Below are 21,948 nucleotides of genomic sequence, written 5' to 3'. Positions count from 1 at the left end.
CGTTGATAAAGTCCTCATTTCTGATATCAAAAACACTGCTTGCTCTTCGCCTCGAATGACTCAAAATCGAAGCTTCGCTGAGTTCATCGAGTCAAACGCCTATAGCTTTCAATCCTACTTGGTTTTTAACTCTATTTTTACGTCTGTTACCTATTTTTGAACTTCATTTATCTATTTTTTGCCTTAATTTACCTACTAAATACCTTTTCGCTCTTGAAACTGAGTTTGATTCGCGGTAGGGTAGTGAAAAGACAACAATTGCTCTACTCTACTAAGCGTTTGTTACCTTCATTCGACCTTCTAACTGTCACCACTCAACTCAAAGCTATCGGTGACTACCTCTGGTTGGTCTAAGGATTCGAGAGCAAAAAAGCTGAATCTAGGCATCTACCACAGCAGATTTAATCCAAGGAAAATATGATGATTGATTCACAGCCAGACATCATTTTGACGATCGACACCGGAACCTCTCAAAGTAAAGTGTTCTGGAAACGTTGGTCGCAGGGCAACACTGAACTTTTATTGATGGGACCGGAGTTTCTGGAAATTTCCCCCGATGATCTAATCGATACCGGACTTTCTGGAGGCAGACCGGAAAATGATGCCTTCATCGAGCTGTTCAACGGCAAGATTTATGTTTTGGGCATGAAAGCACAGCAGATGCGCGGGAAAGTACCGACCGGATTGAGTAAGTACGAGTTTGCAGCTTACAAAGCTTTAGCAATCATTGGCGCGATCGCAGAAACCGCAAACCTACCCGAACAATTCACGATCGCGCTTTCAGCTCTGCTGCCCTACAAGGAATATCAAGACCGTAAAGCTTTTCATGATTTGCTGGAGCATAATCTCGCTGGCTTTAATTTCCGAGGGCGGCGCTACTTTGTTTCACCGCTACTGCTAGAAGTGAAGCCAGAAGGAGCCGGACTTGCCCAAAGTCGGCGCAACGATGCACCTCAGTCGTTTAATCACAAGAACATTCTGGTCACGATGATCGGTCAGCGAGATGCGTCATTGCTACCCTTCAAGCAAGGTACACCGCAAAGCGGTCACGGCATTCGATTAGGATTTGAGCAATTGATTGATGAGATCGTGGCGCGTGCTTCTCTAAATCTTGATGCGAAAGATGCTGGACGATTGACTGAGTACATTTTTGAAGCGCAACAGAATTCCAAACGATTAGATCGCATTGCTCGAATGGTCGTGACCGAAGCCGAAGTCGATCGCAAAGTGGAGCAGCTTCAAGACGCGATCGCGCAGTCTCGAAATCGATACCTCCGTGATTTACTGGATTGGATGAAGTCAACCTTGGGGCAAGATCTCTACGAGTTTGACGAAGTGATTATTTCTGGAGGTACAGCTTTGTATTTCAAAGACGAATTGGAAGATTTTTTCGCTCAATATGACTTAGAAGTGTCGTGGGCAATGAATCTACAAGATCAAATTCATCGATCGCTAACGACTCCAATTGATCCGGTTCTCGCTTGCCGAGTTTCGGATGCATTTGGTGTCTTCAAGCTATTGGGTGGCAAAGTCAGTAGACTGACAGAAGGAATGACGGTTGCACGTTGAGGATGACTGAATGTCTACGAGAAAGTTTGATTACCGAGTCAGAATTCAAGTTGCGGCAGAAAGTCCCGATGGGATTTTGCTGGATTGCATCAAGAACGAACGTCATCAATCGTACTCACATAAGGAAATGCTGCTGTGGGCGCTGCGGGCGTATTGGATGCCGATCGCGTATCAGCTTCGTCGCGAACAAGGAGAACTATCGCTCTCTGATGCTCAAATGAAGCGGATTGCTCAAGATGCCATTCATCAACTGCGGCAGCAGATTACTTATCTTCAATCGACTTTCGGGATTGACCAAAACTCACCACCGGAAGGATCAGTAGGAGCAATGGCAGCCCATCCCTCTCAACAATTACTTTCTCTTCTTGCCGCTAATCGAACAATGGAGATGAACAACATCGAGCAACTGACTGCTACGGGTATCGCAACAACTCCGATCGCGAACTCAAATAATTCTGAGACAGACCTGACCTCTGCAAGCGAATCGTCTAATCAAACGCCGAAAGAGCAGTGGTACGATAGCGAAGATCTGTTTGATTCCGAGCTTTAGTACCAAATCCATGCTCTGTCAGCTGCTTGCAGTCCTAATAGATTATTAAAGGTTTTTGTTGACTCTGATTCGTCTTGTGATTCAACTCAGCAGAGTTAGTTTTCTAGCAATCCTCGAATCAATCCCACAAAAACACCTTGAATTTCAACTTCTGTTTCAGCAACAGAAGTATCAGAGTAGTTTGGGTTTGCAGGTTTGAGGGTGACGTGTTCATCGTCGCGATAAAAATATTTCAGCGTGGTTTGTGTCCCTACTCTGGCTGCAACGATCGCGCCGTTCTTAACTGCGTCAGCATTCGGCTCTGGTTTAAGGATCACAAGATCGTTGTGGTCAATCAGAGCATCAATCATGCTGTCGCCCCAAACTCGCAGAACAAACCACTTCTCAATGCCTGAAGGCTTGCTTCCAGGAAATAGTGGAAAATCAAGCCACTCAATTTCATTGTCAGAGACAACTTCAACCAAACTGTGAGCCGCGATCGTACCCACGATCGGAAGTCGTAGTGATAATGGAGCAGTTTGGTTGCTCTGTTGTTGCCTCAGCCATTGTTCAGTAAAGCGAATCGTTCGAGCCGATTTTCTAACTCGAACAACGACCCCTTCGCGCTCTAATATGTCGAGAAGCGACTGTACGGGTGCAGAAGAGGTATAGCCTAATCCAATTCTCATTTCCTCAATAAGCGGACTGTAGCCGAACTCCTGCATATAATCCGCAATCCAGTCTGCAAGGCGTTGCTGCTTATGAGTGAGTAAAATCATCGTACATAATATAGAACAATTGTTCTACTTTACACGAATATTAGACTCACAAGTATTAAAAATTTCTGGCTGCTCTAATAACTACGCACTGAACCGCAAGTCGTCTAATGCCTCTTGGACAATTTGCTGAAGATTTTCATGCCTCCACACAATTTGCTCTATCACCAAATTCCCAACGCTCGGAATTTCAGTAACATGAATTGGAGTGTTTTCTGAATCGACCGCAGTTTGCGCCAGGGCGAACGCACACGTTTCTTAACAGTTAGGCGAGGCGAAACGAGAAGGCTTAGGATTCAAAGCAGTCCTGCATCTGAAAGCTCCTCATGTCTGAATCCTGCCTGAGCGACCTCAAAAGCTATTTCAGCGAGTTGCCTGACCCACGTGTTCAACACAGCATTGAGCATTTATTAATTGACATTGTGATGCTTACGATTTGCGCGGTGATTTGTGGCGCGGAGAGTTGGGTCGAGATCGAGAACTATGGGCTTGCGAAACAGGAGTGGTTGGCAACCTTTCTAGAGCTTCCAAACGGTATCCCCCCGCATGACACGCTAGAGCGTGTGTTTGCTCGGCTGCGACCTGAAGCCTTGCAGCAGTGTTTTCTTAACTGGGTACAGGCAGTGTTTGAGATCAGTGGCGGGAAGTTACTTGCTGTAGACGGCAAAACATTGCGGGGCAGCTATGAGCGCGGCGGCAAGCAAGGCATGATTCACATGGTGAGTGCTTGGGCAGTGCAACATCGATTGGTGTTGGGGCAACGCCAAGTGAATGAAAAATCGAATGAGATTACTGCAATTCCAGAATTACTGAGTGTACTAGACCTTACAGGGGCAACTGTGAGCATTGATGCAATGGGCTGCCAGACTGCGATTGCGGCTCAAATTGTGGAACAACAAGGGGACTATGTGCTAGCACTCAAAGGTAACCAAGGCAATCTGTTTGAGGATGTTGTGCAACTGTTTGACCATGCCCGTCAGCACTTGTTTCGAGGCATCGAACACGATTGCTATGAGACGCAAGACCAAGCACATGGGCGCAAGGAGATTCGACGCTACTGGGTGATGGGACAAACTGAACATCTCATCGGAGCTGAGAACTGGGCAAAGCTGACAACGATTGGTTGTGTTGAAGCGGAACGTCAAATCGAGGACAAGACCACTTGTGAACGTCGCTACTACTTACTCAGCTTGCCGCTGGATGCTCGGCGATTTGCTCAATCGGTGCGCGGTCACTGGGGCATTGAAAATCAACTGCATTGGATGCTCGATGTGGGATTTCGAGAAGACCAAGCCCGCTCTACCCTCGGCTACAGTGGCGAAAATTTAGCGGTGATTCGCCATCTAGCACTCAACTTGCTGACTCAGGAAAAATCAGCAAAGGGCGGCATCCATGCAAAGCGACTCAAGGCGGGTTGGGACAGCAACTATCTGCTCAAGGTGTTAGCTCAATCCTCTAAAATAACTCGTCAACCGTAAAGATGTGCGTTCACCCTAGATGTCCAGTGTTCGGCAAAATGGCTCACAGTACGATGACGAAAGTAGAACTCTATCCGATGAGCAATCCACTCAATGCTGGAGAGCTTTAATCAATTCGATACACGGATTGTTGAACGTGGTTTAACCGCCACGTTTTTTATGTGATCGGAGCTATAGTGAAAGGCTTCCTGTGAGACCTTGAATGTATCAATTTACTTGAGTCATTGTGTAGCACTGTACTCAACAACAGGGAATCAATCGTCATTTAGAGCAAGACTAGAGAAAATTAAACTTCCCTGCTCTACCATTCTTTGGGACACAACCAACTTTCTCACCTCAACAATACAAACCTTCCAGCAAAAATTAGAACTCTAACTTTGCGAATTAACAATAACCTACCTAAAGATAGATTTAGGCAAGTTTCCTGCTCTTTGTAGCTATGTTTACCGAAGCACTTTACTGAATTGCATAGCCTAATCAGCAGGACCGCTCAAAAGAATATTGCTGCTTAGAAGTATTGTTTTACAGATTTGCTTTTAGTAAATTTGCTAGCTTTGCTGTGGAGATAAACGTGATGACTGGAATCTCTAAGACTGCAAGTGCATCAGAGAATTTGACAGACGTGGAAACGATCGCTCAGTTTGAGAATTTAACAACCGAAGCTCCTCCTGCAAAAACACAGAATAAGTTTGAACGAATTAAGGCAGAGAAGGACGGATTAGTGCTAAAGCGAGAGCTAGAGCTGCTTGCGAGTGTAGGCTGGGAAGGGATCGAAGAAGCCGATCGAGATTTCAGACTGCGTGTGCTGGGATTGTTCTATCGTGAAGTCACGCCTGGAAGATTCATGCTCCGAATGCGAACCGCGAACGGAGTGATGCCAAGCAACCATATGCGCGTTTTAGCAGAGATTGTGCAGCGCTACGGCGACGAGGGCAATGCCGACATTACCACTCGTCAAAATATTCAGCTTCGAGGCATTCGGATCGAAGATGCACCAGATATCTTCCGACGATTTGAAGAAGCGGGAATGACGAGCGTTCAAACCGGAGTAGATAATGTTCGCAATGTGACTGGTTCTCCGGTTGCAGGGCTTGAAGCTGATGAATTGATTGATACTCGCGGCTTGTGTCGTGCAGTGCAAGACATGATTACCCATATGGGAGCCGGGAACTCTGCTTTCACTAACCTGCCCCGAAAATTTAACATTGCGATCGCTGGATGTCGCGACAATTCAGTTCATGCAGAAACCAATGATCTTGCTTTTATTCCCGCTTATAAGCATGATCAAATCGGCTTTAACGTCATTGTTGGCGGTATGTTCTCACCCAAGCGGTATCAAGAAGCTGTTCCGTTGAATGCTTGGGTTTCTCCGGGTGATGTGGTCGCCGTCTGCGAAGCGGTTCTATTGTTGTATCGCAATCATGGACTGAGAGCCAATCGTCAAAAATCACGATTGATGTATTTAATCGATGCTTGGGGAATTGAAAAGTTTCGATCCGAGCTAGAACAACAACTGGGTCGATCGCTTGAGTCTGCTGCCGAAGCTGATGAAATGACTTTGGACAAACGCGATCACATTGGCGTGTATCCGCAAAAGCAACCGGGATTAAACTATGTTGGCTTACATATTCCGATCGGTCGCTTGTATGCCCATGAAATGTTTGAACTTGCGCGAATGGCCGATGTCTATGGAAGTGGTGAACTGCGGTTGACGGTTGAGCAAAATCTAATTATTCCAAATGTTCCAAATTCGCGATTAGATGCGTTGTTAAAAGAACCTTTACTTCAAGAACGCTTTCTAGTTGAGCCTGATCCGGTTTCTCGCTGGCTTGTCTCTTGTACCGGAAGCCAATTTTGCGGATTCGCTTTGATTGAAACTAAAAATCGTGCTTTAGCCATAATCAAAGCCCTCGAAGCAGAATTAACCGTTCCACAGCCCGTGCGAATCCATTGGACAGGTTGCCCCAACTCCTGTGGACAGCCGCAAGTTGCAGACATCGGATTAATGGGAACCAAAGCCCGCAAAAACGGGCAAGTCGTTGAAGCCGTCGATATTTGGATGGGCGGTAAAGTTGGCAGCGAGGCTCATTTAGGATCGCGAGTGCAATCCGGTGTTCCGTGTGATGATCTCTTACCAATTTTGCGAAATTTGATGATCGAACACTTCGGAGCAAAACCAAGACAAACTGATTATTTCGTACCACCGGAACTGCTCAACGAAGTCACCCAAAGCTAAGTGAGACATTAACAATGACAGACGTAACAAAAACGCTCTGCCCTTACTGTGGTGTAGGGTGTGGTTTAGAAGTGTCGCCCCCGGCTCAAAAAGGAAAAGCCATCCATCGCGATAGTCAAGGGACTCCAATTTGGAAAGTTCGAGGCGATCGCGATCACCCCTCAAGTCAAGGCATGATTTGTGTCAAAGGCGCAACCGTGACCGAAGCGATCGACAAACAGCGTCTCCTTTACCCAATGATGCGAAACAGTCTTGACGAACCATTTCAGCGGGTAAGTTGGGATCAGGCGCTCGATCGCATCGTGGAGCAACTTCAGCAAACAAAAACCTATTATGGCTCTGAAGCAATTTGTCTTTACGGTTCCGGTCAGTTCATGACCGAAGACTATTATGTCATTCACAAACTCATGCGGGGATTTCTCGGCACGAATAACATCGATTCAAATTCCCGTTTATGTATGTCTTCAGCCGTCACAGCCTATACCAAGAGCTGTAGGGTCTGACGGTCCTCCTTGCTGCTATGACGATCTAGAACTCACCGATTGTGCATTCCTCATTGGTACGAATACTGCTGAATGTCATCCAATCATCTTTAACCGATTACGGAAGTATCATCGACAGCATCGTCATGTCAAAATGATTGTCGTTGATCCACGTCGTACATCAACTGCTGAAGCAGCAGACCTCCACCTCGCCATTCGTCCCGGTACTGATATCGATCTTCTCAATGGCATTGCTTACCTGCTAAACCAATGGAAGCAGGTTGATTATGCCTTTATTGATGAATGTGTCGCGAACTTTCCAGCTTATGCAGATGTAATTCAGCATTACCCACCTGAAGTCGTGGCTGAACGCTGCAATATATCGATCGAAGCCCTCGAAACCGCCGCTCGATATTGGGCAAAATCCAAGCGGGTTTTATCGCTTTGGACAATGGGCATAAACCAATCGAGCGAGGGAACAGCGAAAGCTCGATCGCTGATCAACCTCCATCTCCTTACAGGTCAAATCGAAAAACCCGGTGCAGGTCCCTTCTCGCTCACAGGTCAACCGAATGCGATGGGCGGGCGAGAAGTTGGAGGACTTGCAGGACTTTTACCCGGATATCGCTGGGTGAAAAATGCAAGTGATCGTGCTGAAGTCGAACAGTTCTGGAACTTACCCCCAGGTCAGATCTCAACCCAAGTTGGACGCACCGCTTGGGACATGATTCGCGGCTTAGAACTGGGAGAAGTTCGCTTTCTTTGGATTGCAGCCACGAATCCTGCCGTGAGTATGCCCGATCTCCCCCGGACAAAAGCCGCTCTGCGGGCTTCCCCATTCACGGTTTACCAAGATGCCTACTATCCAACCGAGACCGCGAACTACGCCCACGTTTTACTTCCAGCAGCACAATGGGGCGAAAAAACTGGAACAATGACCAATTCTGAGCGAGTTGTAACCTTGCTTCCAGCATTTCGTGATCCACCGGGACAAGCAAAAGCAGATTGGGAAATTTTTGCCGAAGTGGGTCGGCGTTTAGGCTTTGCTGAAGCCTTTCACTTTACCAATGCGGCAGAGGTTTTTGCGGAATTTGTGCAACTTACCCGCGATCGCCTCTGTGACATGACCGGACTCAGCCACGAATTACTCCAACACGGTGCGGTTCAATGGCCTTATCCCGCAGGTCAACATTCTGCTCGAACCTCGAAACGACTGTACACTGATCATCGCTTTCCCACCCCTGATGGTCGTGCTCGATTTGGTGCTTATCATTCGCGAGGTTTAGCAGAAACTCCCGATGCCGATTATCCGTTTGTTCTAACCACTGGCAGGCTGTACGGTCATTGGCATACTCAAACCCGGACAGGTCGCATCGAGAAGCTGCGACAGATGCATCCTCACCCATTTTTAGAAATCCACCCAAATGATGCAACTCGCTTAGGCTTGCAGAACAATGACTGGATTGAGGTGCGATCGCATCGCGGCAAGGCGAAATTTCCAGTTCTGATCACGAGTGCGATCGTGCCTGGAACGGTTTTTGTTCCAATGCACTGGGGAGCGCTCTGGGCAACTCAATCCGAATCGAATGCGCTGACTCATCCGATTTCCTGTCCTGAGTCTCTACAGCCTGAATTGAAAGCTTGTGCAGTTCAACTGGTTCCGGTTGGTGCCGAGCCGATTTCGTCTATATCAATACCTGAATTTGTGATGGCAGAGTCTCAAACTTGATGCTTCAGCCTATTGAAACAAGCTTCGCGCCGTTAGCTCCTGATTTCTAATTACGAGCAGACTAGTACCTCACCTGGAAAATTTACAATGCTCAAAGATCTCCTTTCCTCCCGACATCTGTTCGGTCAATCTTCAACAAATCGCTATCACGTCCTTCACTTAACTTGGTTCGCGTTTTTTCTAACTTTTGTTGCATGGTTCAATTTTGCTCCATTTGCAACCACGATCGGTCGTGAATTTGATCTTCACCCCGAACAACTTAGAACGATCTCAATCTGTAACTTAGCGCTCACAATTCCCGCGCGTATCATTATTGGGATGTTGCTTGATCGCTATGGACCTCGAATTACATTTTCAACGCTCCTGATTTTCGCTGCTTTACCTTGTTTTGCAACGGCACTATCGCAGAACTTTAATCACTTAGTGTTAAGCCGATTGCTTATGGGAATTGTCGGTGCAGGGTTCGTTGTCGGCATTCGCATGGTATCAGAATGGTTTCCGCCCAAAGAAATTGGGATGGCTGAAGGTATCTATGGCGGATGGGGAAACTTCGGTGCATTTGCCGCTGAATTTGCATTGCCGCTTGTCGCAGTTGGAACCGCGTTTCTAGCAGGAGGCGCAACGAACTGGAGAGTCGCGATCTCGCTTGTTGGTGTAGTCTGTGCAATCTACGGCTGGATCTATGGTCGAGCCGCCCAAGATACCCCAACCGGAAAAACTTACAAAAAGCCAAAACGCAGTGGCGCGATCGAGGTCACAAGTGCCCACAGCTTCTATGCAATGATCGCCTTTAACTTCGGTCTAATTTTCGCGCTCGGCTTACTCGCGTGGCGCTTAGCTCAACCGAATGTTCGCTTTTTCAACCAAACTCAACTCCTGATTACTTGGACATTACTCGCAGTCCTGTTTGCTTATCAAACTTATAAAGCGTGGCAGGTTAACCACGAAGTTGTAAGCCACCGCAAAACCTACCCACTCAATGAACGTTATGAATACCGACAAGTCGGCTTACTCAATTTTGCTTACGTCGTGAGCTTTGGATCAGAACTCGCGGTCGTCTCGATGCTTCCTGCATTTTTTGAGTCTACTTTTCGTCTCGATCATGTGACAGCAAGTATGATTGCTGCTGTTTACCCATTCATGAATTTATTTTCTCGCCCCAGCGGTGGTCTAATTTCTGACCGTTTTGGCAGTCGTAAGTGGACGCTAACCGCGATTAGCGCAGGAATTGGAATCAGCTATCTCATGGCTGCTGGAATTCATGCAAGCTGGTCGATCGGTTGGGCAATCGCCGTTACAATCCTTGCTGCTTACTTTGCTCAAGCTGGGTGTGGTGCAACGTTCGGCTTAGTGCCCTTGATCAAGCGAGAAGTGACAGGACAAATCGCGGGCAGCGTGGGTGCGTATGGCAATTTTGGCGGTGTGGTCTACCTAACGATTTTCAGCCTCTCCAACGCGCAAACTTTGTTTCAAGCAATGGGAATTAGCGCTCTCGTTTGTGCAAGTCTATGCGCGTTTTGCTTGAAGGAACCGAGTGGCTCTTTTGCTGAAGAGTATACTGGAGATTCGTTGCTGCCTCAAGCAGAACTGTACAACGTCCACGCAAACCAAAATATCTCTAAATAAATTCCCTACAATATAAGCGCTGCTACCACGGCACTGACGCTCCTATAGATGTCAAGTTTTTTTGCGCTAAGCAGAACTCACGTTAGCTTAGTGTCCCGTGTTGATTTCGACGATTGCCTTACCTATCATCTTGCCGCTGTCTTGTGCGTCATGCGCTGCTGCCACTTCACTCAGCGAAAAGCGTTGGGCAATGTTGTGGTGCAACGCCCCCGCTTCTAAGGCAGCAGTAATGTCCTGAATTGCCTGTTGTTTTGCAGCATCAGGCATGATGTACACCAGCACAAATCGTAAAACCGTGCCATGTACCAGAAACGTTTGGGCAGGAATGGCTGGACGATTGTTTGGATCGCCAGTGTTGTAGGTAGCGACGTCGCAGTTGGGTTTGAGAACAGCGGCAGCAATGTCAAGGTTAGCGCTCAGATCAACATCAACAACGCGATCAACTCCACGTTCTTGTTGAGCAATTGATTGAATGCGATCAATTACATTTTCAGTCTTGTAATTGATGATGTAATCGGCATTGACCGAGCGCACCAATTCCTCTTGTTCAGGGCGACTAACCGTTGTGATTACCGTTGCACCTGCCCACTTTGCCAGTTGCACCGCGTAGTACCCAACGGCACCCGCGCCACCCGTAACGAGCACTGTTTGATTGGCGATCGTTCCGTCTGCAAATAAACACCGATGAGCCGTCACCGCTGGAACGCCCAAACACGCACCTTCTACAAACTTAGTGTTATCGGGTAGACGGACTGCATTAGCATCTGGGACAACGACAAATTCAGCGGCAGTGCCAAAGGGTTGTCTTAGTTGGGCTTCATATATCCAGACATGTTCCCCAATCCGAGTCGATGAAACTCCTTCACCAACGCTTTCAATCACCCCTGCGCCGTCTTGATGAGGAATCACACGCGGGAAAGCCATCCTCAACCCACCCTAACCACTGCGAAATTTAGTGTCAGAGGGATTAACCCCAGAAGCATAAACCCTGACTCTCACCTCGCCTGCTTGCGGTTCAGGTGTTGGCAGTTCACCAATTTCAATCACATCATTGGCTGTGCCTTGTTGTTGATACCAAGCTGCTTGCATTCTTGATTGAGTGGCAATTGAGCTTTGATTCATACTTGTCGAGATGGACACAGCGGCTTTCTTCTTTTGATTTGGATAAGATATTCACAAACAGCCTGTGAGCGTTATGGCTGGCTCAACAAGAATTCCGCCTCGACGATCGCCAGGTTCTTATTTCTGTAGAGTGGTGCGTTAGGTTCAAAAATGGTGCCACTGTTGAGGTTTCCAAGATCCTGCGGTGTAAATCCGATCGCTTCAATCAATTGTTTGACTGTTTGTTTAGCCTGCTGATCATCACCACAAATTTGTACGGCGATTCGTTCATTTCCAGAGCGAAACGCTTTTTCTTCCAGCACTTTGTAGTAGATGGACTTAAATGCTTTGATGGTGTGAGCCCCTGGAAACTGACTGGCAACATATCCGCTTGCCGTTTGAGCCTGGTCCTCAATTATTTCTCTTGCCAAATCCCCATCCCGTTGCGGATAGGGATTAGTGGCATCAATCAGAATCTTGTTGTCTAACCGTCCAATTTGCTGCGCTAAATCAGGAACCTTACCAAATGGAATTGCCAGCAGAATCACCTCGCCAAACGCCGAGGCTTCCTGTACTGTACCCATCTGGGCACCCGCTTCCGCTGCCATTGTCTTTAGCTCCGCCGGATTCCTAGAGCTAAACATCACTTCATATCCTACCTTAGCCCAGTGACGTCCCAGTGTTCCGCCAATATTACCTGAGCCAATAATGCCGATTTTCATAGTCTCTGTCCTGCAATTACAATTGTCTTTGCTCCTGACTGTTCAACCCAAGACTCGATTGCTTGTCCAATGCTGCGAATTCCAGTGGCGATCGCTACTAGTGAATCGGTAATTGCTGATTCGAGAGGTCTCGTCCGTTCTGCTCGCTTAAAAACTGATGTACCTGACTGATAATAATGGCCCCCTCACCAACCGCCGAAGCAACCCGTTTAACCGAGCCAGAACGCACATCACCCGCAGCAAAAATACCAGGAACACTCGTCTCAAAGATTGTCGGTTGTCGTTGGAGCCTCCAAGCTTGACGCTCGATAAGCTGAGGTCCAGTACAGACAAAGCCTTTCTCGTCAAGCGTTAAGCAGTCTTGCAGCCATTGGGTATTGGGAACGGCACCAATCATGAGAAAAATATGGCGAATGGCATGGGTTTCTGTTGTGCCAGTGCTGCTATTATACCAAGTCACCTCCTCTAGATGTTTATCGCCCTTTAACGCTGTGATTTCAGTCTGGGTATGTAACGTAATGCGGTCTGCAGCTTTGATGCGACCTACCAAGTAGTCAGACATACTCGCTTTTAGATCTTGACTGCGAACCAGAATATGGACGTGACTGGCATGACGAGATAGAAAGACAGCGGCTTGTCCGGCGGAATTTCCACCACCAACAACAATGACTGGCTCACTCTGACAAACACTTCCTTCCATTGCCGTTGCAGCATAGTAAACACCTGCATTGTCAAAAGCATGGTGAAAATCCAAGGTTCGATATCGGGCACCAGACGCTATTACAACCGCTCTAGTCTGAATTTTTGCCTGATTGTCTAAGGTCAAGGTAAAGGGGTGGGTTTGGCAATCAATCCCACTGACTGAAAAGGGAAGGGCGATCGTGGCTCCAAACTTCTGCGCCTGTATCTGTGCCCGTCCAGCGAGCGCCTGACCAGAAATTCCAGTCGGGAACCCTAGATAGTTCTCAATTTTTGAGCTAGTGCCAGCTTGCCCTCCTGGGGCTTCCGTTTCAATCAGCACCACGTCTAAGGCTTCCGAGGCGGCGTAGACGGCAGCCGAAAGTCCAGCAGGTCCGCCACCGACAATAGCTACATCATAAACATGGTTGGGTGGCAGAGTCTCGACTAAGCCAAGGCATTCAGCCAGTTCAAAGTTGGAGGGATTATGTAACAGCTTCTCGCCCAGATGAATATAGACGGCTGGAAGATGTTCTGGTTTAAGGTCAACATTGTCTAGAAATGCTTTTTCCTGGCAGGCTGCATCATAGTTGAGCACTTCCAGCGGGTAGCCGTTGCGACGTAAGAATCGTTCAATCCGAAGCGTGTCAGCGGACTCTTTGGTTGTAATGAGTGCGACAGACCCTTGTTGATGGGAAATCAAACCCACCCGGCGCAGGATAATCGCTCGCACAACGACTTCACCGATGTCTGGTTCGGCAATCATCAGCTTGCGAAACTGCTGGCGATTAAAGCGCAACACCTGCCCGTCCTCGCCCATACGACCCCCGACCAGAATTTGTCGGTTATTGAATAAATCAACTTCTCCGGTGAACTGATATTCATTGTGTACCGTAAACACATTCACCCCATTTTGGCGATGCTCGTAAATCTCAATATTGCCTTTCAAAACAATAAAAAAATCAACGCTCCGCTGCCCTCGCTCAAACAGGATTGTTCCTTTTGCCAAGAATTCCTCCTGAGCGAGCAACTTGGCTCGCTCAATTTGCTCCTCCGTCAAAACGGGAAACGTCTGAGCGGTACGGACATAGGGATCAGTTGGATCAAATGGTTTGTCAGAAATTGTTTCCATAATAGAACTCTGCTTAATGGCTCCTGACTTAGAAGATTTCTTTTAACTCCGACTTAGCTTTCAGCTTAAAACGTCTGACTGAATTGCTTCTTCAATTTTTTAGGGTGCTTGCTCTCCAAGCATTACCGTTTTTGTGTCTTTTTATCGTCCAATCCGCGATTCGATCGCCCGACAAATACTCTTTTGGGAAATCCACAGCACGGTTCCCAGAACTGCCAGCATAACCCCTGCCAATCCATAGGTTACCGCCAACCCCATACCCTTGCTGATGGGTTGAGATACAACGGGCGATAGAAACTGACCCAGAAAGAAGAAGGTTGTGAGTCCACCTAATGCTCGACCTCGCAGGGAATCTGGAGCTTCTGTTGATGTCCAAACTGTAAGATTAGGCATTAACAGTCCCAGCCCTAAACCCGTTGGAATGAGCACCAGCAATACTAACTCGTAGGAGTTCACTAGTCCAAGTCCGATGTAACCAAGTCCCATCAGCAGAAAGGCGATCGCTAGAATCTTAATAAAGCTCAAATGACGTTTGAGTTTGCCATAATTCATAGAAGCAATCGCACTGAGCAAGGTTGCAAGGGCAATCGCCAACCCACTTTGGGTCGCACTGGCACGAGCGAGTTGTTGCAGATAAAACGGCAACTGCACTGGAATCAGGTAGAAGATAATCTGCATGAGGAGTGCTGCACTGTAGATGAAAGCCAGCAGCCTGATGGGTAACGTTGCTCTGGAGCCAGTTTGAGAAGGGGTATCTTCTGACGGTTTGTTGCGTGTTGGTTCAAACAGCAAAAGAACGATCGCCGGTAGTAGTACCCATGAAAATAGATAGATCAGGAATGGCAATCGCCAGTTAACATCCGCAATGAAGCCACCTACCGTCAAAAACAAGACACCTCCTAGCCCCATAAAGGCGGCTTGGAGTCCCATGAAGTTGGCGCGCTCGTCCCCCTGATAATAGTCGGCAATCAGAGTCGTAGCGCTCACCATTACTCCAGCAACTGCTAAGCCTAGCAGTGCCCGTCCCACCAAAATGGCGAATAAAGAGTTCAACACAAAGCCAGAACTACCCGCCAGACCGTAGAGGAAAGCTGCTCCAATTAGCAGTGATTTGCGTCCTATGGTGTCTACCAACTGTCCAGCAATCGGGGAACCAATAACAATGAACAAGGCTGGCATTGTCAGCACCAACCGGACCCAAAATTCGACATTCGGCGTTCCACTAAAATAGCTCTGCATCGTCGGTAGAGATGGCGCGATGGTTGCCCCAGCCATGACTGTAAGAGTACTGGCTAATAGCAGTATCGCTTTGATCATCCAGGTGTCTGATCTTGAAACAGCAGTGTTCCGTAGGGTGTGGCTGGCTCGTTCGCGAGATGCCATAACGGTGCTTACCCTCCGATTGTTGCCATTTGTGCCCCTTCAAACGCTGTATTGATCGAAACCTCTCTCCAAGCATCTAATTCAGCTTGCATCGATTTCAGTTTTTCCTCGATTACGCTAACGGCATCCGCTCCCAAAGCCAACCGTAAAGGAGGATTATCACTTTCAACGACTTGAATCATCGCTGCTGCGGCTTTATCGGGATCACCAGGCTGCTTGCCATCCATCTCTTCCAGCCATTGCAGAAACCCACCACTCACCGATTTGTATTCATCCATCAATTGATCCGGTTTTGCCAGCGATCTCCCGTTAAAGTCGGTCCGAAACGCCCCCGGTTCGATGATGGTGACTTTGATCCCCATCTCAGCAACTTCTTTAGACAGTGCCTCGGATAGCGCTTCTACAGCAAACTTCGTTGCGCAGTAAATCCCGGTTGCACCAAAGGCAACAAAACCACCCACAGAGGATAGATTGAGAATATGACCACTTTGCTGTTGCCGCAGAATGGGCAGAACGGCACGAGTCACATTCAAAACGCCAAAGACATTCGTTTCAAACTGCCGCTGGATGGCTTCGTTGCTGATTTCTTCAATTGCTCCAATTGACCCGTATCCAGCATTGTTGACAACGACATCAATTCGACCAAAAGCATTAATTGCTGCTTGAATCGCATCATCAATTTCTTGAGGATTCGTAACATCTAAGCGAACTGCTTTTGCCGTATGAGGATATGCCTGTACGAGCTCATCTAACTGTTCAGGTTTACGCGCAGTGGCAATGACGCGATCTCCATGTTGAAGAACTGCTTCAGTAAGCGATCGACCAAAGCCCGTAGAGCTACCTGTAATAAACCAAACTTTTTGAGAGTGATTAGGCATGGGGGAGATTCCTTAGTTAAGAGATGGAAGGGTATTAAAAGCCGGACGATGATCAATCTTCCTGTTTAAAGACAGGTAGAGTTCGTTGGGATTCAAAGCTAGCTAGACCGACCAAAATAACGGCAAAGATGATGGTCAGTACAACTGGAGTAACCAGATAGCCCAAGCCGATCAAGACAGCACAACCCAATGCCACTAACAACCGTACTCTGATGACCTGAGCAGGGAGCGATTGCGGGGCAGCCCACTGCACGATAGTGAGCCCAAGAATAAATAGGGAAATACCCCCACACAGCTCAACTCGTACCGGGAGCGACAAAGCTTCCGCCGCTGCTGTAGCTTCGATCGCCACTTGCGTACCCACTCCTGCAGCTACAATGCCCATAAAGACGAGCAGATGACTGTAGCCATAAATGTAGGAAAGGAGTAAGGCGCGTCTACCCCCTCGCAGTGCCCAGTTGATGACAGAAGCATCGGCGTGCTCAAAGTAAAGCCACCAGAAACTCACAGCCGTGATGAATCCACTCAGCGCAGCCAGAACGGTTGTGCCCTGCCAGTTTGTCTCATCAACCCCAGTCGAGACTGCCAGAATAGCCTCCCCCAGGACGATGATGACGAATAAGCCAAAGCGCTCATCCATGTGGGATGTCTGAGCAGGAACCGTGCGAATCGTGGCGTAGGTAATGGGTCCATTGCTAATTTCAATGAATAGGGCAACGCCCCATAGAACAAAGCGCAGCGGTTCAGGCACAAAAATCGAGACTAACCAGAAGCCAAAAGCAATGGAGAAACTGGTTGTGTAACGGGCAGTGAGTTCTCGTGATTCGGGGACAAAGCGCCAGGCTTGGAAATACAAGAAGATAATGACCGCTCGCAGTGCTGTATAGATGGTCGCAAAAACGGCAGAACTGCCCTCCAGTACTTCGGGGATCGCCAGTGCCAGCACAATTACGCCAAACATCACACCCAGCATAATTAGTCGGTAGAAGCCGCGATCGACATCAAACTGATCGGCGTAGTAACTGAAGTCGATCCACAGCCACCAGACGGGCACAAAGAGTGCAGCAAAACTGGCGATGCCAGCCCACGTCAAATGGTCGTGCAGCGCATGGGCTAGTTCCGCGATCGCGATCACGAAGACTAGATCGAAAAATAGCTCTAGCCAAGTGGCGTGACGTTCACCACCCTCATTTTTCTCAGCATACAATTGCAAGGGATATTGGCGATTCTGATTCATCTCGTCTGCTACTTCCAGAAATGACTTGTACCATCAGTCTGACGAAGTAGGGCAGAATGACAGCAATTATTTGCTCATGATGACAGCGCAAAATTGAGCCTCATCGTTTCCTAGTCGCTTGTAAAATGTAAAAATAAACAATCGTTACAGTGAAATATGCCTTTAGCTAGACGTTGCTCATTCCTCACGACTGTTCATTGTTGGTGATCCCCCAAATCATCGACTCGTCCAAAGGTTAGAGATGTGTTATTTTTTCGGATTAATTCTGGAGCACAGCAACTACTCTTAAGGTTCTAATAATCTTTTCTTAATTATGAAGTGAAGTTGTGTATCAGGATTTACAGCCTGTTTGTCAATCGATTTAGCAGAATCTAACGCTGCGTACACCATTTTCTCAGTGTAGCTGATGCACCTCCGATGACTGATAATTGCACGAGCGAGATAAATTTGCTACGCCAAGATAAATTCAAACTTTCAACTTAGCCAACAAACGTTTCAACCTAAAGAGCGACATTTCAATCTAACTGACGGGGGACTACCGTTCATCGATCAGCTTCCAAAACGTCGCTAATCGCGTCGATGCGCCGCTGCTGGTCGCGGTTCACCCGTGCGGGAGAGTTGCCCAGGCCCGGTGCTTCCAATACACCCGTGACCGGATTCCTATAACTCCTGGTCCGGGCGCATAAGACGGCTGCCTTGCCTTGTTTGCCTTGATGCCGACACTGCTTCAGTCGGTGAACGTAGCCGCCCTGCGGATCAAGAGCAGCGAGCGGGGACTGATTGGCGAGATCAACTGCATTAATGATTTCCTCTACGTTTAAGGACACCTTCTCGCGTTTTGCCGTGTTCAACAGCCTTTCCCCTTGAGATCGCAGACGCGCCAGTTGTTTTTGGTCTGCCTCGCCGGGACTATCGCCATGCTGAGAACTGAAGCGTCCAACATTCCACGCCCCGTTGCCGGGATCGGAATGGCCCGCAGCATACCGAGTCAACTGTCCAGTAGCGGTACAGTTTCCTTCAGCTGCACAGATGGCCACCGCGCCCTTAGCGGTAGGAGTTGCCAGTAGCCGAGTCAGCGTCGCCGGCACCTGCTGAACTTTGTGAAGTACAGCAACCCCCGTGTTCGTGTTTGCTAGCCCAACCAGTGCCAAACTGCATACAGCGGCGAAGCTGAGCAGTTTGATGTTGTTGAAGTCATAAGGCGTGTAACGCATAAAGTTGGGGAGCCAAATAATGCTGTGTTTAGGGAGGGTGCTGGTTGCGGGGTGATCCTTCGGTTTTGATGCCTGGTGCAGCAATCAAGACTCAGCAGACGCTTTCATCGGTGCTTTCTGAACCTGCTTGAAGGTCATTCCCGGCTTGATGTTAGGGCTGTACAGCAGTCGAATCACGTCCTTGTCGATTGGCTCGTAAGTCGTGATCGTCGTTCCTCCTTGCGTGAACCTGACACAGGCGTGCTGCTGAGATTGCTTGCCCTCAAGAATTTTGTGAGGAGTTCCTGCGTGGGATGAACCGGATTGCCATCGCGATCGAACAGCGCAAAATGCAGGTGTGGACCTGTGGAACTCCCTGCCCCTTTGCTACCGGGCATCCCCCCGCTCCGCCCGATCGTCGCTCCCGCTTTGACTTGGCCCGCTTGCGGTTGACGAGATAGATGACACAGCCCTACCCGATGCCCTGGCATCGAGGGACTGTAATACCGCAGTCCCCAGCCGCACAGATCGTTCGTCACCCGTTCAATCTCACCCTCAAATGGCGCGACGACCGCGGTGCCAACCGGCAGGGCGGCATCTACGCCGTTGTGAAAGGACTTGCTGCCGTTCACAGGATGAACTCTTTGCCCGAAACCGCTAGTGATTTCAAAGCCTGCGACCGTATCGCCAACTCGTAAGCGCTTGCCCCGCTCTGGATCGAACGACGCAGACTTGGCAGTATTGACGGGTGACGGTTTGGAGAAGGTTGCCGCTGCGCCGCCAAATAGCTTCAGGGTGAGAAACCAATCGGTGGTGCGCTGGTTGAGTGAGCCGATCGACAATACCGCCAGCGTAAACAGCGTAAACAGCAGAGTGACCCCGGACTCGGTGTGCATCCAGACGTTTAGCCAGAACAGGGTGCGATGGCGCGATCGAGCAATCTCCAGCGTCAACTGCGCCCGCACATCGGGATTTGCCTCATTGAGTGCTTTTTGCAGGTAGCCGGGGATGTGCATCAGTGCCTCGCAGCTGGTCGAGCGTTGTTTTATCAAGGGCAGGTTTTGGTGCTGCCGGCGTTAGCATCGGGTCGCTCGGCATTGCCGGTCGGCGCTTGTCGAGTTCCGCAAACGTCTGATCGCGTACCTTGGATGCGGATGCCGGCACTTTCGCCAGATTTTGCCAGGGTTCAGTGAGAAAAGGGAACCCAAACAGCAGTTGTCCGGGAACTGACCATTCAGCCAGCAGCGTTACCCCGCAGATCAGGCAAATCAACAAATTCCCTTTTCTCATCGCCCCTCCTAGCGCTCCGAGTGACGAACGTAGCGCACTTCGGTCAACGCCTGCTCCAGGTCGTCACCTTTCGGTGCGGTTTTACGATCTTCGACCCACACCACTTGAGGTGTGGTTTCCTTGGCGAAGTTCACGAGCGTCGCGGTGGTGCCGCGGGCTATGGGTGCCCCAAACGAGGACCCCAGCGCATAAGACACGTGCGAGATCGAGGTTTTATCTTTGACCTGGGAAAGTGAAACGGGTTTTGCGGCTCCGATCGCGACCAGGAAGGTGCCCGTGAACAGGTTCCATCCCCCCATCAGCACGATCAGAATCAATGCGCCGCCGGTAATCGAGCGAATCGGACGGCGGAACAGAATTGAGCTGCCCTGCCAGGCCCAATCAATGACGGCATTTGGATTGGTGTGGGGGTTGAGATCGCGGTAGGTTCGATACACGATCGCGTCTTCACCTACTAGAACGCCGTGCCCATCGGGTGCATACATCAAGATCTGTTCACCGCCTCCGTAGGAGGTCGGCTGCGGCGCGCTCATGACGGGCGGCTGCACCGTCGTTGTTCGTCTTGTCGGCATCACAGTATCCTCAAAAAATTACAGTGTTTTGAAACTCACGGTTCGTATCACAGCCGTTTTCAGGCGGCGGGGCGCGTTCCCCACATAATCGGTTATGCAGCATTCTCCTCCGGTAATGTTGTGCCGAGTTTGTTGGCCAAACGCTTCAGCACCTCGCGCGGCAGCTGGTAGGTTTCTGCCCAGCGCAAATCCGGCAGCAGCAGCAGACGTGGCGTTCCCATTGTTGTAAACAGCACAGGTTGCCCGGTGCGATCGCTCTGTTGCTGCAGTGGAGGTAAATCGCGTTTCAACAACTGCTGCCGGAGCGTGTCGTCATCGACTACCAGCTTGTTATTGATGGCTTTGTAAATCGATCCGTAACCGCCATCTTCCCGTCCCGCTCCGTCGCGGGTAATCTTGCCCAGTGCAGCGATGTTCAAGCAGTCCCGAATATTGCCATCGCTTACACCCAATGCGGCCGTGTTGAAAGAGTGCGTATCAATCACCGCGCTCACATTCACCTCCCGACCGAGCGTGTTGATGTCCCCCAGCTTCGCTTTGGCTTCCTCCCAGCGATCGCGGTACTTGCGCTGCTGGGTAAGGCTGTTAGCGGTGCTGTAATAGTCGCTGATCACTTGGCGAACCGGCTGCGTCTGAAATCCGCCGCGCTGATTGATCGGCATGGCCAGCCGCTGATGCAAGATGCTGTGAACCCAGGTAATCGCGGCGAAAAAGGTCTCAAACTCCGGGTCAATCAGCTCGACACAGCGCGGCACTGATGCAAGACCCAGAAACGAATCCTGTTTGCGGCTCACCACCCGCACGATCGCGTCAGGATATAACTCAAACAATTTCGCTAGATACCCTAGTTCGGTACAGGTTTTGCCGGTGCCAGGCGGCGCGGTAAACACAAGTCCCAGCGGCGAGGCGGCGAATTTCGTCAGAATGTCTTCCGGTGCCTGCACAACGCTTGGGGGAGGCGGGGTTGCGACCGCGTAGCTATCCGTGTCCTGAATTATCGGGTGAATTATCGGGGTCACCGCGATCGGGGGTTGGATCAGCGGCGTGGTGGCTGCTGCATTAGGAGCGGTGCTGGCTGCGGGCGTTTGCTGCACGGCGATCTCAGCCGTCAACGGTTCTGCGGGTTGTGGCGGTTGGCTTTGCGGCAACGGGGTCTCCACAGTCTTGCCTTCACGCGGAAACAAGGTCTCTAGCTGCATGGCGATCGCCAGCACAAACAGCAAGCCCGATAGTCCAAAGCCCAGCGTGTTGGACTGCTGCTCAATCGGCACCGTGCCGTCCTGCATAATCTCGATCGGCGCATCGGCTGGCAGCACGGATTGTACCTGCGCGGCATT

16 protein-coding genes and 2 pseudogenes are annotated in these 21,948 nt (G+C 49.4%); 6 read left to right on the top strand and 12 right to left on the bottom strand.

The window, feature by feature from the left end; genetic code table 11:
- The first annotated feature begins 420 nt into the window (after positions 1-420).
- Both H6F51_10605 and H6F51_10600 read left to right on the top strand, forming a co-directional pair.
- A complete protein-coding gene (locus H6F51_10605; GenBank protein MBD1822937.1) occupies positions 421-1,569 on the top strand; it encodes a ParM/StbA family protein in 1,149 nt (382 codons plus the stop codon).
- A 10-nt stretch (positions 1,570-1,579) separates the two neighbouring features.
- The gene (locus H6F51_10600; protein MBD1822936.1) at positions 1,580-2,119 is read left to right on the top strand and encodes a hypothetical protein; all 540 of its coding nucleotides are present in this window, start codon (positions 1,580-1,582) and stop codon (positions 2,117-2,119) included.
- Between the two features lie 95 nt (positions 2,120-2,214).
- Here H6F51_10600 and lexA read toward each other — a convergent pair whose 3' ends face one another.
- A complete protein-coding gene (gene lexA / locus H6F51_10595; GenBank protein ID MBD1822935.1) occupies positions 2,215-2,877 on the bottom strand; it encodes a repressor LexA in 663 nt (220 codons plus the stop codon).
- 323 nt (positions 2,878-3,200) lie between these two features.
- On the opposite strand from lexA, the gene H6F51_10590 reads away from it, so the two are divergent.
- The 4 genes and pseudogenes from H6F51_10590 (at position 3,201) to H6F51_10575 (ending at position 10,425) form a co-directional block, all read left to right on the top strand.
- Positions 3,201-4,352, top strand: coding sequence for an ISAs1 family transposase (locus tag H6F51_10590; protein MBD1822934.1), 1,152 nt, complete (start codon positions 3,201-3,203; stop codon positions 4,350-4,352).
- A 574-nt stretch (positions 4,353-4,926) separates the two neighbouring features.
- Positions 4,927-6,588 carry a ferredoxin--nitrite reductase gene (locus H6F51_10585; GenBank protein MBD1822933.1) on the top strand — a complete coding sequence of 554 codons (1,662 nt, stop codon included), beginning with the start codon at positions 4,927-4,929 and terminating at the stop codon, positions 6,586-6,588.
- A gap of 14 nt (positions 6,589-6,602) precedes the next feature.
- A pseudogene (locus H6F51_10580) lies at positions 6,603-8,799 on the top strand (nitrate reductase).
- Positions 8,800-8,886: 87 nt separating this feature from the next.
- A complete protein-coding gene (locus tag H6F51_10575) occupies positions 8,887-10,425 on the top strand; it encodes a NarK family nitrate/nitrite MFS transporter (protein ID MBD1822932.1) in 1,539 nt (512 codons plus the stop codon).
- A gap of 87 nt (positions 10,426-10,512) precedes the next feature.
- Here the strand turns inward: H6F51_10575 and H6F51_10570 are convergent.
- The 11 genes and pseudogenes from H6F51_10570 to H6F51_10520 all read right to left on the bottom strand — a co-directional run bounded on the left by H6F51_10570 (position 10,513) and on the right by H6F51_10520 (position 21,882).
- Positions 10,513-11,514, bottom strand: a pseudogene (locus tag H6F51_10570) (NADPH:quinone reductase).
- A gap of 104 nt (positions 11,515-11,618) precedes the next feature.
- Entirely contained in the window at positions 11,619-12,248 is a 630-nt protein-coding gene (locus H6F51_10565) for an NAD(P)-binding domain-containing protein (protein ID MBD1822931.1), read from the bottom strand.
- Between the two features lie 97 nt (positions 12,249-12,345).
- Positions 12,346-14,058 carry an FAD-dependent oxidoreductase gene (locus H6F51_10560; GenBank protein ID MBD1822930.1) on the bottom strand — a complete coding sequence of 571 codons (1,713 nt, stop codon included), beginning with the start codon at positions 14,056-14,058 and terminating at the stop codon, positions 12,346-12,348.
- Between the two features lie 141 nt (positions 14,059-14,199).
- Positions 14,200-15,441, bottom strand: a complete 1,242-nt coding sequence (locus H6F51_10555) for an MFS transporter (GenBank protein ID MBD1822929.1) — start codon at positions 15,439-15,441, stop codon at positions 14,200-14,202.
- A gap of 8 nt (positions 15,442-15,449) precedes the next feature.
- Positions 15,450-16,319, bottom strand: coding sequence for an SDR family NAD(P)-dependent oxidoreductase (locus tag H6F51_10550; GenBank protein ID MBD1822928.1), 870 nt, complete (start codon positions 16,317-16,319; stop codon positions 15,450-15,452).
- Between the two features lie 52 nt (positions 16,320-16,371).
- Positions 16,372-17,556, bottom strand: coding sequence for a low temperature requirement protein A (locus H6F51_10545; protein MBD1822927.1), 1,185 nt, complete (start codon positions 17,554-17,556; stop codon positions 16,372-16,374).
- A 542-nt stretch (positions 17,557-18,098) separates the two neighbouring features.
- Positions 18,099-18,770: a hypothetical protein gene (locus tag H6F51_10540; GenBank protein ID MBD1822926.1), complete on the bottom strand. Its 672-nt coding sequence runs from the start codon at positions 18,768-18,770 to the stop codon at positions 18,099-18,101.
- A gap of 173 nt (positions 18,771-18,943) precedes the next feature.
- A complete protein-coding gene (locus H6F51_10535; GenBank protein MBD1822925.1) occupies positions 18,944-19,765 on the bottom strand; it encodes a M23 family metallopeptidase in 822 nt (273 codons plus the stop codon).
- On the bottom strand, positions 19,728-20,039 hold the full coding sequence (locus tag H6F51_10530) for a hypothetical protein (GenBank protein MBD1822924.1): 312 nt from the start codon (positions 20,037-20,039) through the stop codon (positions 19,728-19,730). Before H6F51_10530 ends, H6F51_10535 begins: the two co-directional genes overlap by 38 nt.
- An 8-nt stretch (positions 20,040-20,047) precedes the next feature.
- Entirely contained in the window at positions 20,048-20,611 is a 564-nt protein-coding gene (locus H6F51_10525; protein MBD1822923.1) for a hypothetical protein, read from the bottom strand.
- A 92-nt stretch (positions 20,612-20,703) separates the two neighbouring features.
- Positions 20,704-21,882 (bottom strand): hypothetical protein, encoded by a 1,179-nt coding sequence (locus tag H6F51_10520; protein MBD1822922.1) that lies wholly within the window; start codon positions 21,880-21,882, stop codon positions 20,704-20,706.
- Positions 21,883-21,948 lie beyond the last annotated feature (66 nt).

It is taken from the genome of Cyanobacteria bacterium FACHB-DQ100 (assembly GCA_014695195.1).
In the GTDB taxonomy this organism is placed as follows: domain Bacteria; phylum Cyanobacteriota; class Cyanobacteriia; order Leptolyngbyales; family Leptolyngbyaceae; genus Leptolyngbya.
Note: the sequence above shows the minus strand (reverse complement) of the source record. Positions and strands in the feature narration are given on the sequence as shown.

What these genes read in the sequence shown, in the direction of transcription:
- H6F51_10605 (MBD1822937.1), top strand. Translation starts at nt 421, where the DNA reads ATGATTGATTCACAGCCAGACATCATTTTGACGATCGACACCGGAACC.
- H6F51_10600 (MBD1822936.1), top strand. Translation starts at nt 1,580, where the DNA reads ATGTCTACGAGAAAGTTTGATTACCGAGTCAGAATTCAAGTTGCGGCA.
- lexA (MBD1822935.1), bottom strand. Translation starts at nt 2,877, where the DNA reads ATGATTTTACTCACTCATAAGCAGCAACGCCTTGCAGACTGGATTGCG.
- H6F51_10590 (MBD1822934.1), top strand. Translation starts at nt 3,201, where the DNA reads ATGTCTGAATCCTGCCTGAGCGACCTCAAAAGCTATTTCAGCGAGTTG.
- H6F51_10585 (MBD1822933.1), top strand. Translation starts at nt 4,927, where the DNA reads ATGACTGGAATCTCTAAGACTGCAAGTGCATCAGAGAATTTGACAGAC.
- H6F51_10575 (MBD1822932.1), top strand. Translation starts at nt 8,887, where the DNA reads ATGCTCAAAGATCTCCTTTCCTCCCGACATCTGTTCGGTCAATCTTCA.
- H6F51_10565 (MBD1822931.1), bottom strand. Translation starts at nt 12,248, where the DNA reads ATGAAAATCGGCATTATTGGCTCAGGTAATATTGGCGGAACACTGGGA.
- H6F51_10560 (MBD1822930.1), bottom strand. Translation starts at nt 14,058, where the DNA reads ATGGAAACAATTTCTGACAAACCATTTGATCCAACTGATCCCTATGTC.
- H6F51_10555 (MBD1822929.1), bottom strand. Translation starts at nt 15,441, where the DNA reads ATGGCATCTCGCGAACGAGCCAGCCACACCCTACGGAACACTGCTGTT.
- H6F51_10550 (MBD1822928.1), bottom strand. Translation starts at nt 16,319, where the DNA reads ATGCCTAATCACTCTCAAAAAGTTTGGTTTATTACAGGTAGCTCTACG.
- H6F51_10545 (MBD1822927.1), bottom strand. Translation starts at nt 17,556, where the DNA reads ATGAATCAGAATCGCCAATATCCCTTGCAATTGTATGCTGAGAAAAAT.
- H6F51_10540 (MBD1822926.1), bottom strand. Translation starts at nt 18,770, where the DNA reads ATGCGTTACACGCCTTATGACTTCAACAACATCAAACTGCTCAGCTTC.
- H6F51_10535 (MBD1822925.1), bottom strand. Translation starts at nt 19,765, where the DNA reads ATGCACATCCCCGGCTACCTGCAAAAAGCACTCAATGAGGCAAATCCC.
- H6F51_10530 (MBD1822924.1), bottom strand. Translation starts at nt 20,039, where the DNA reads ATGAGAAAAGGGAATTTGTTGATTTGCCTGATCTGCGGGGTAACGCTG.
- H6F51_10525 (MBD1822923.1), bottom strand. Translation starts at nt 20,611, where the DNA reads ATGCCGACAAGACGAACAACGACGGTGCAGCCGCCCGTCATGAGCGCG.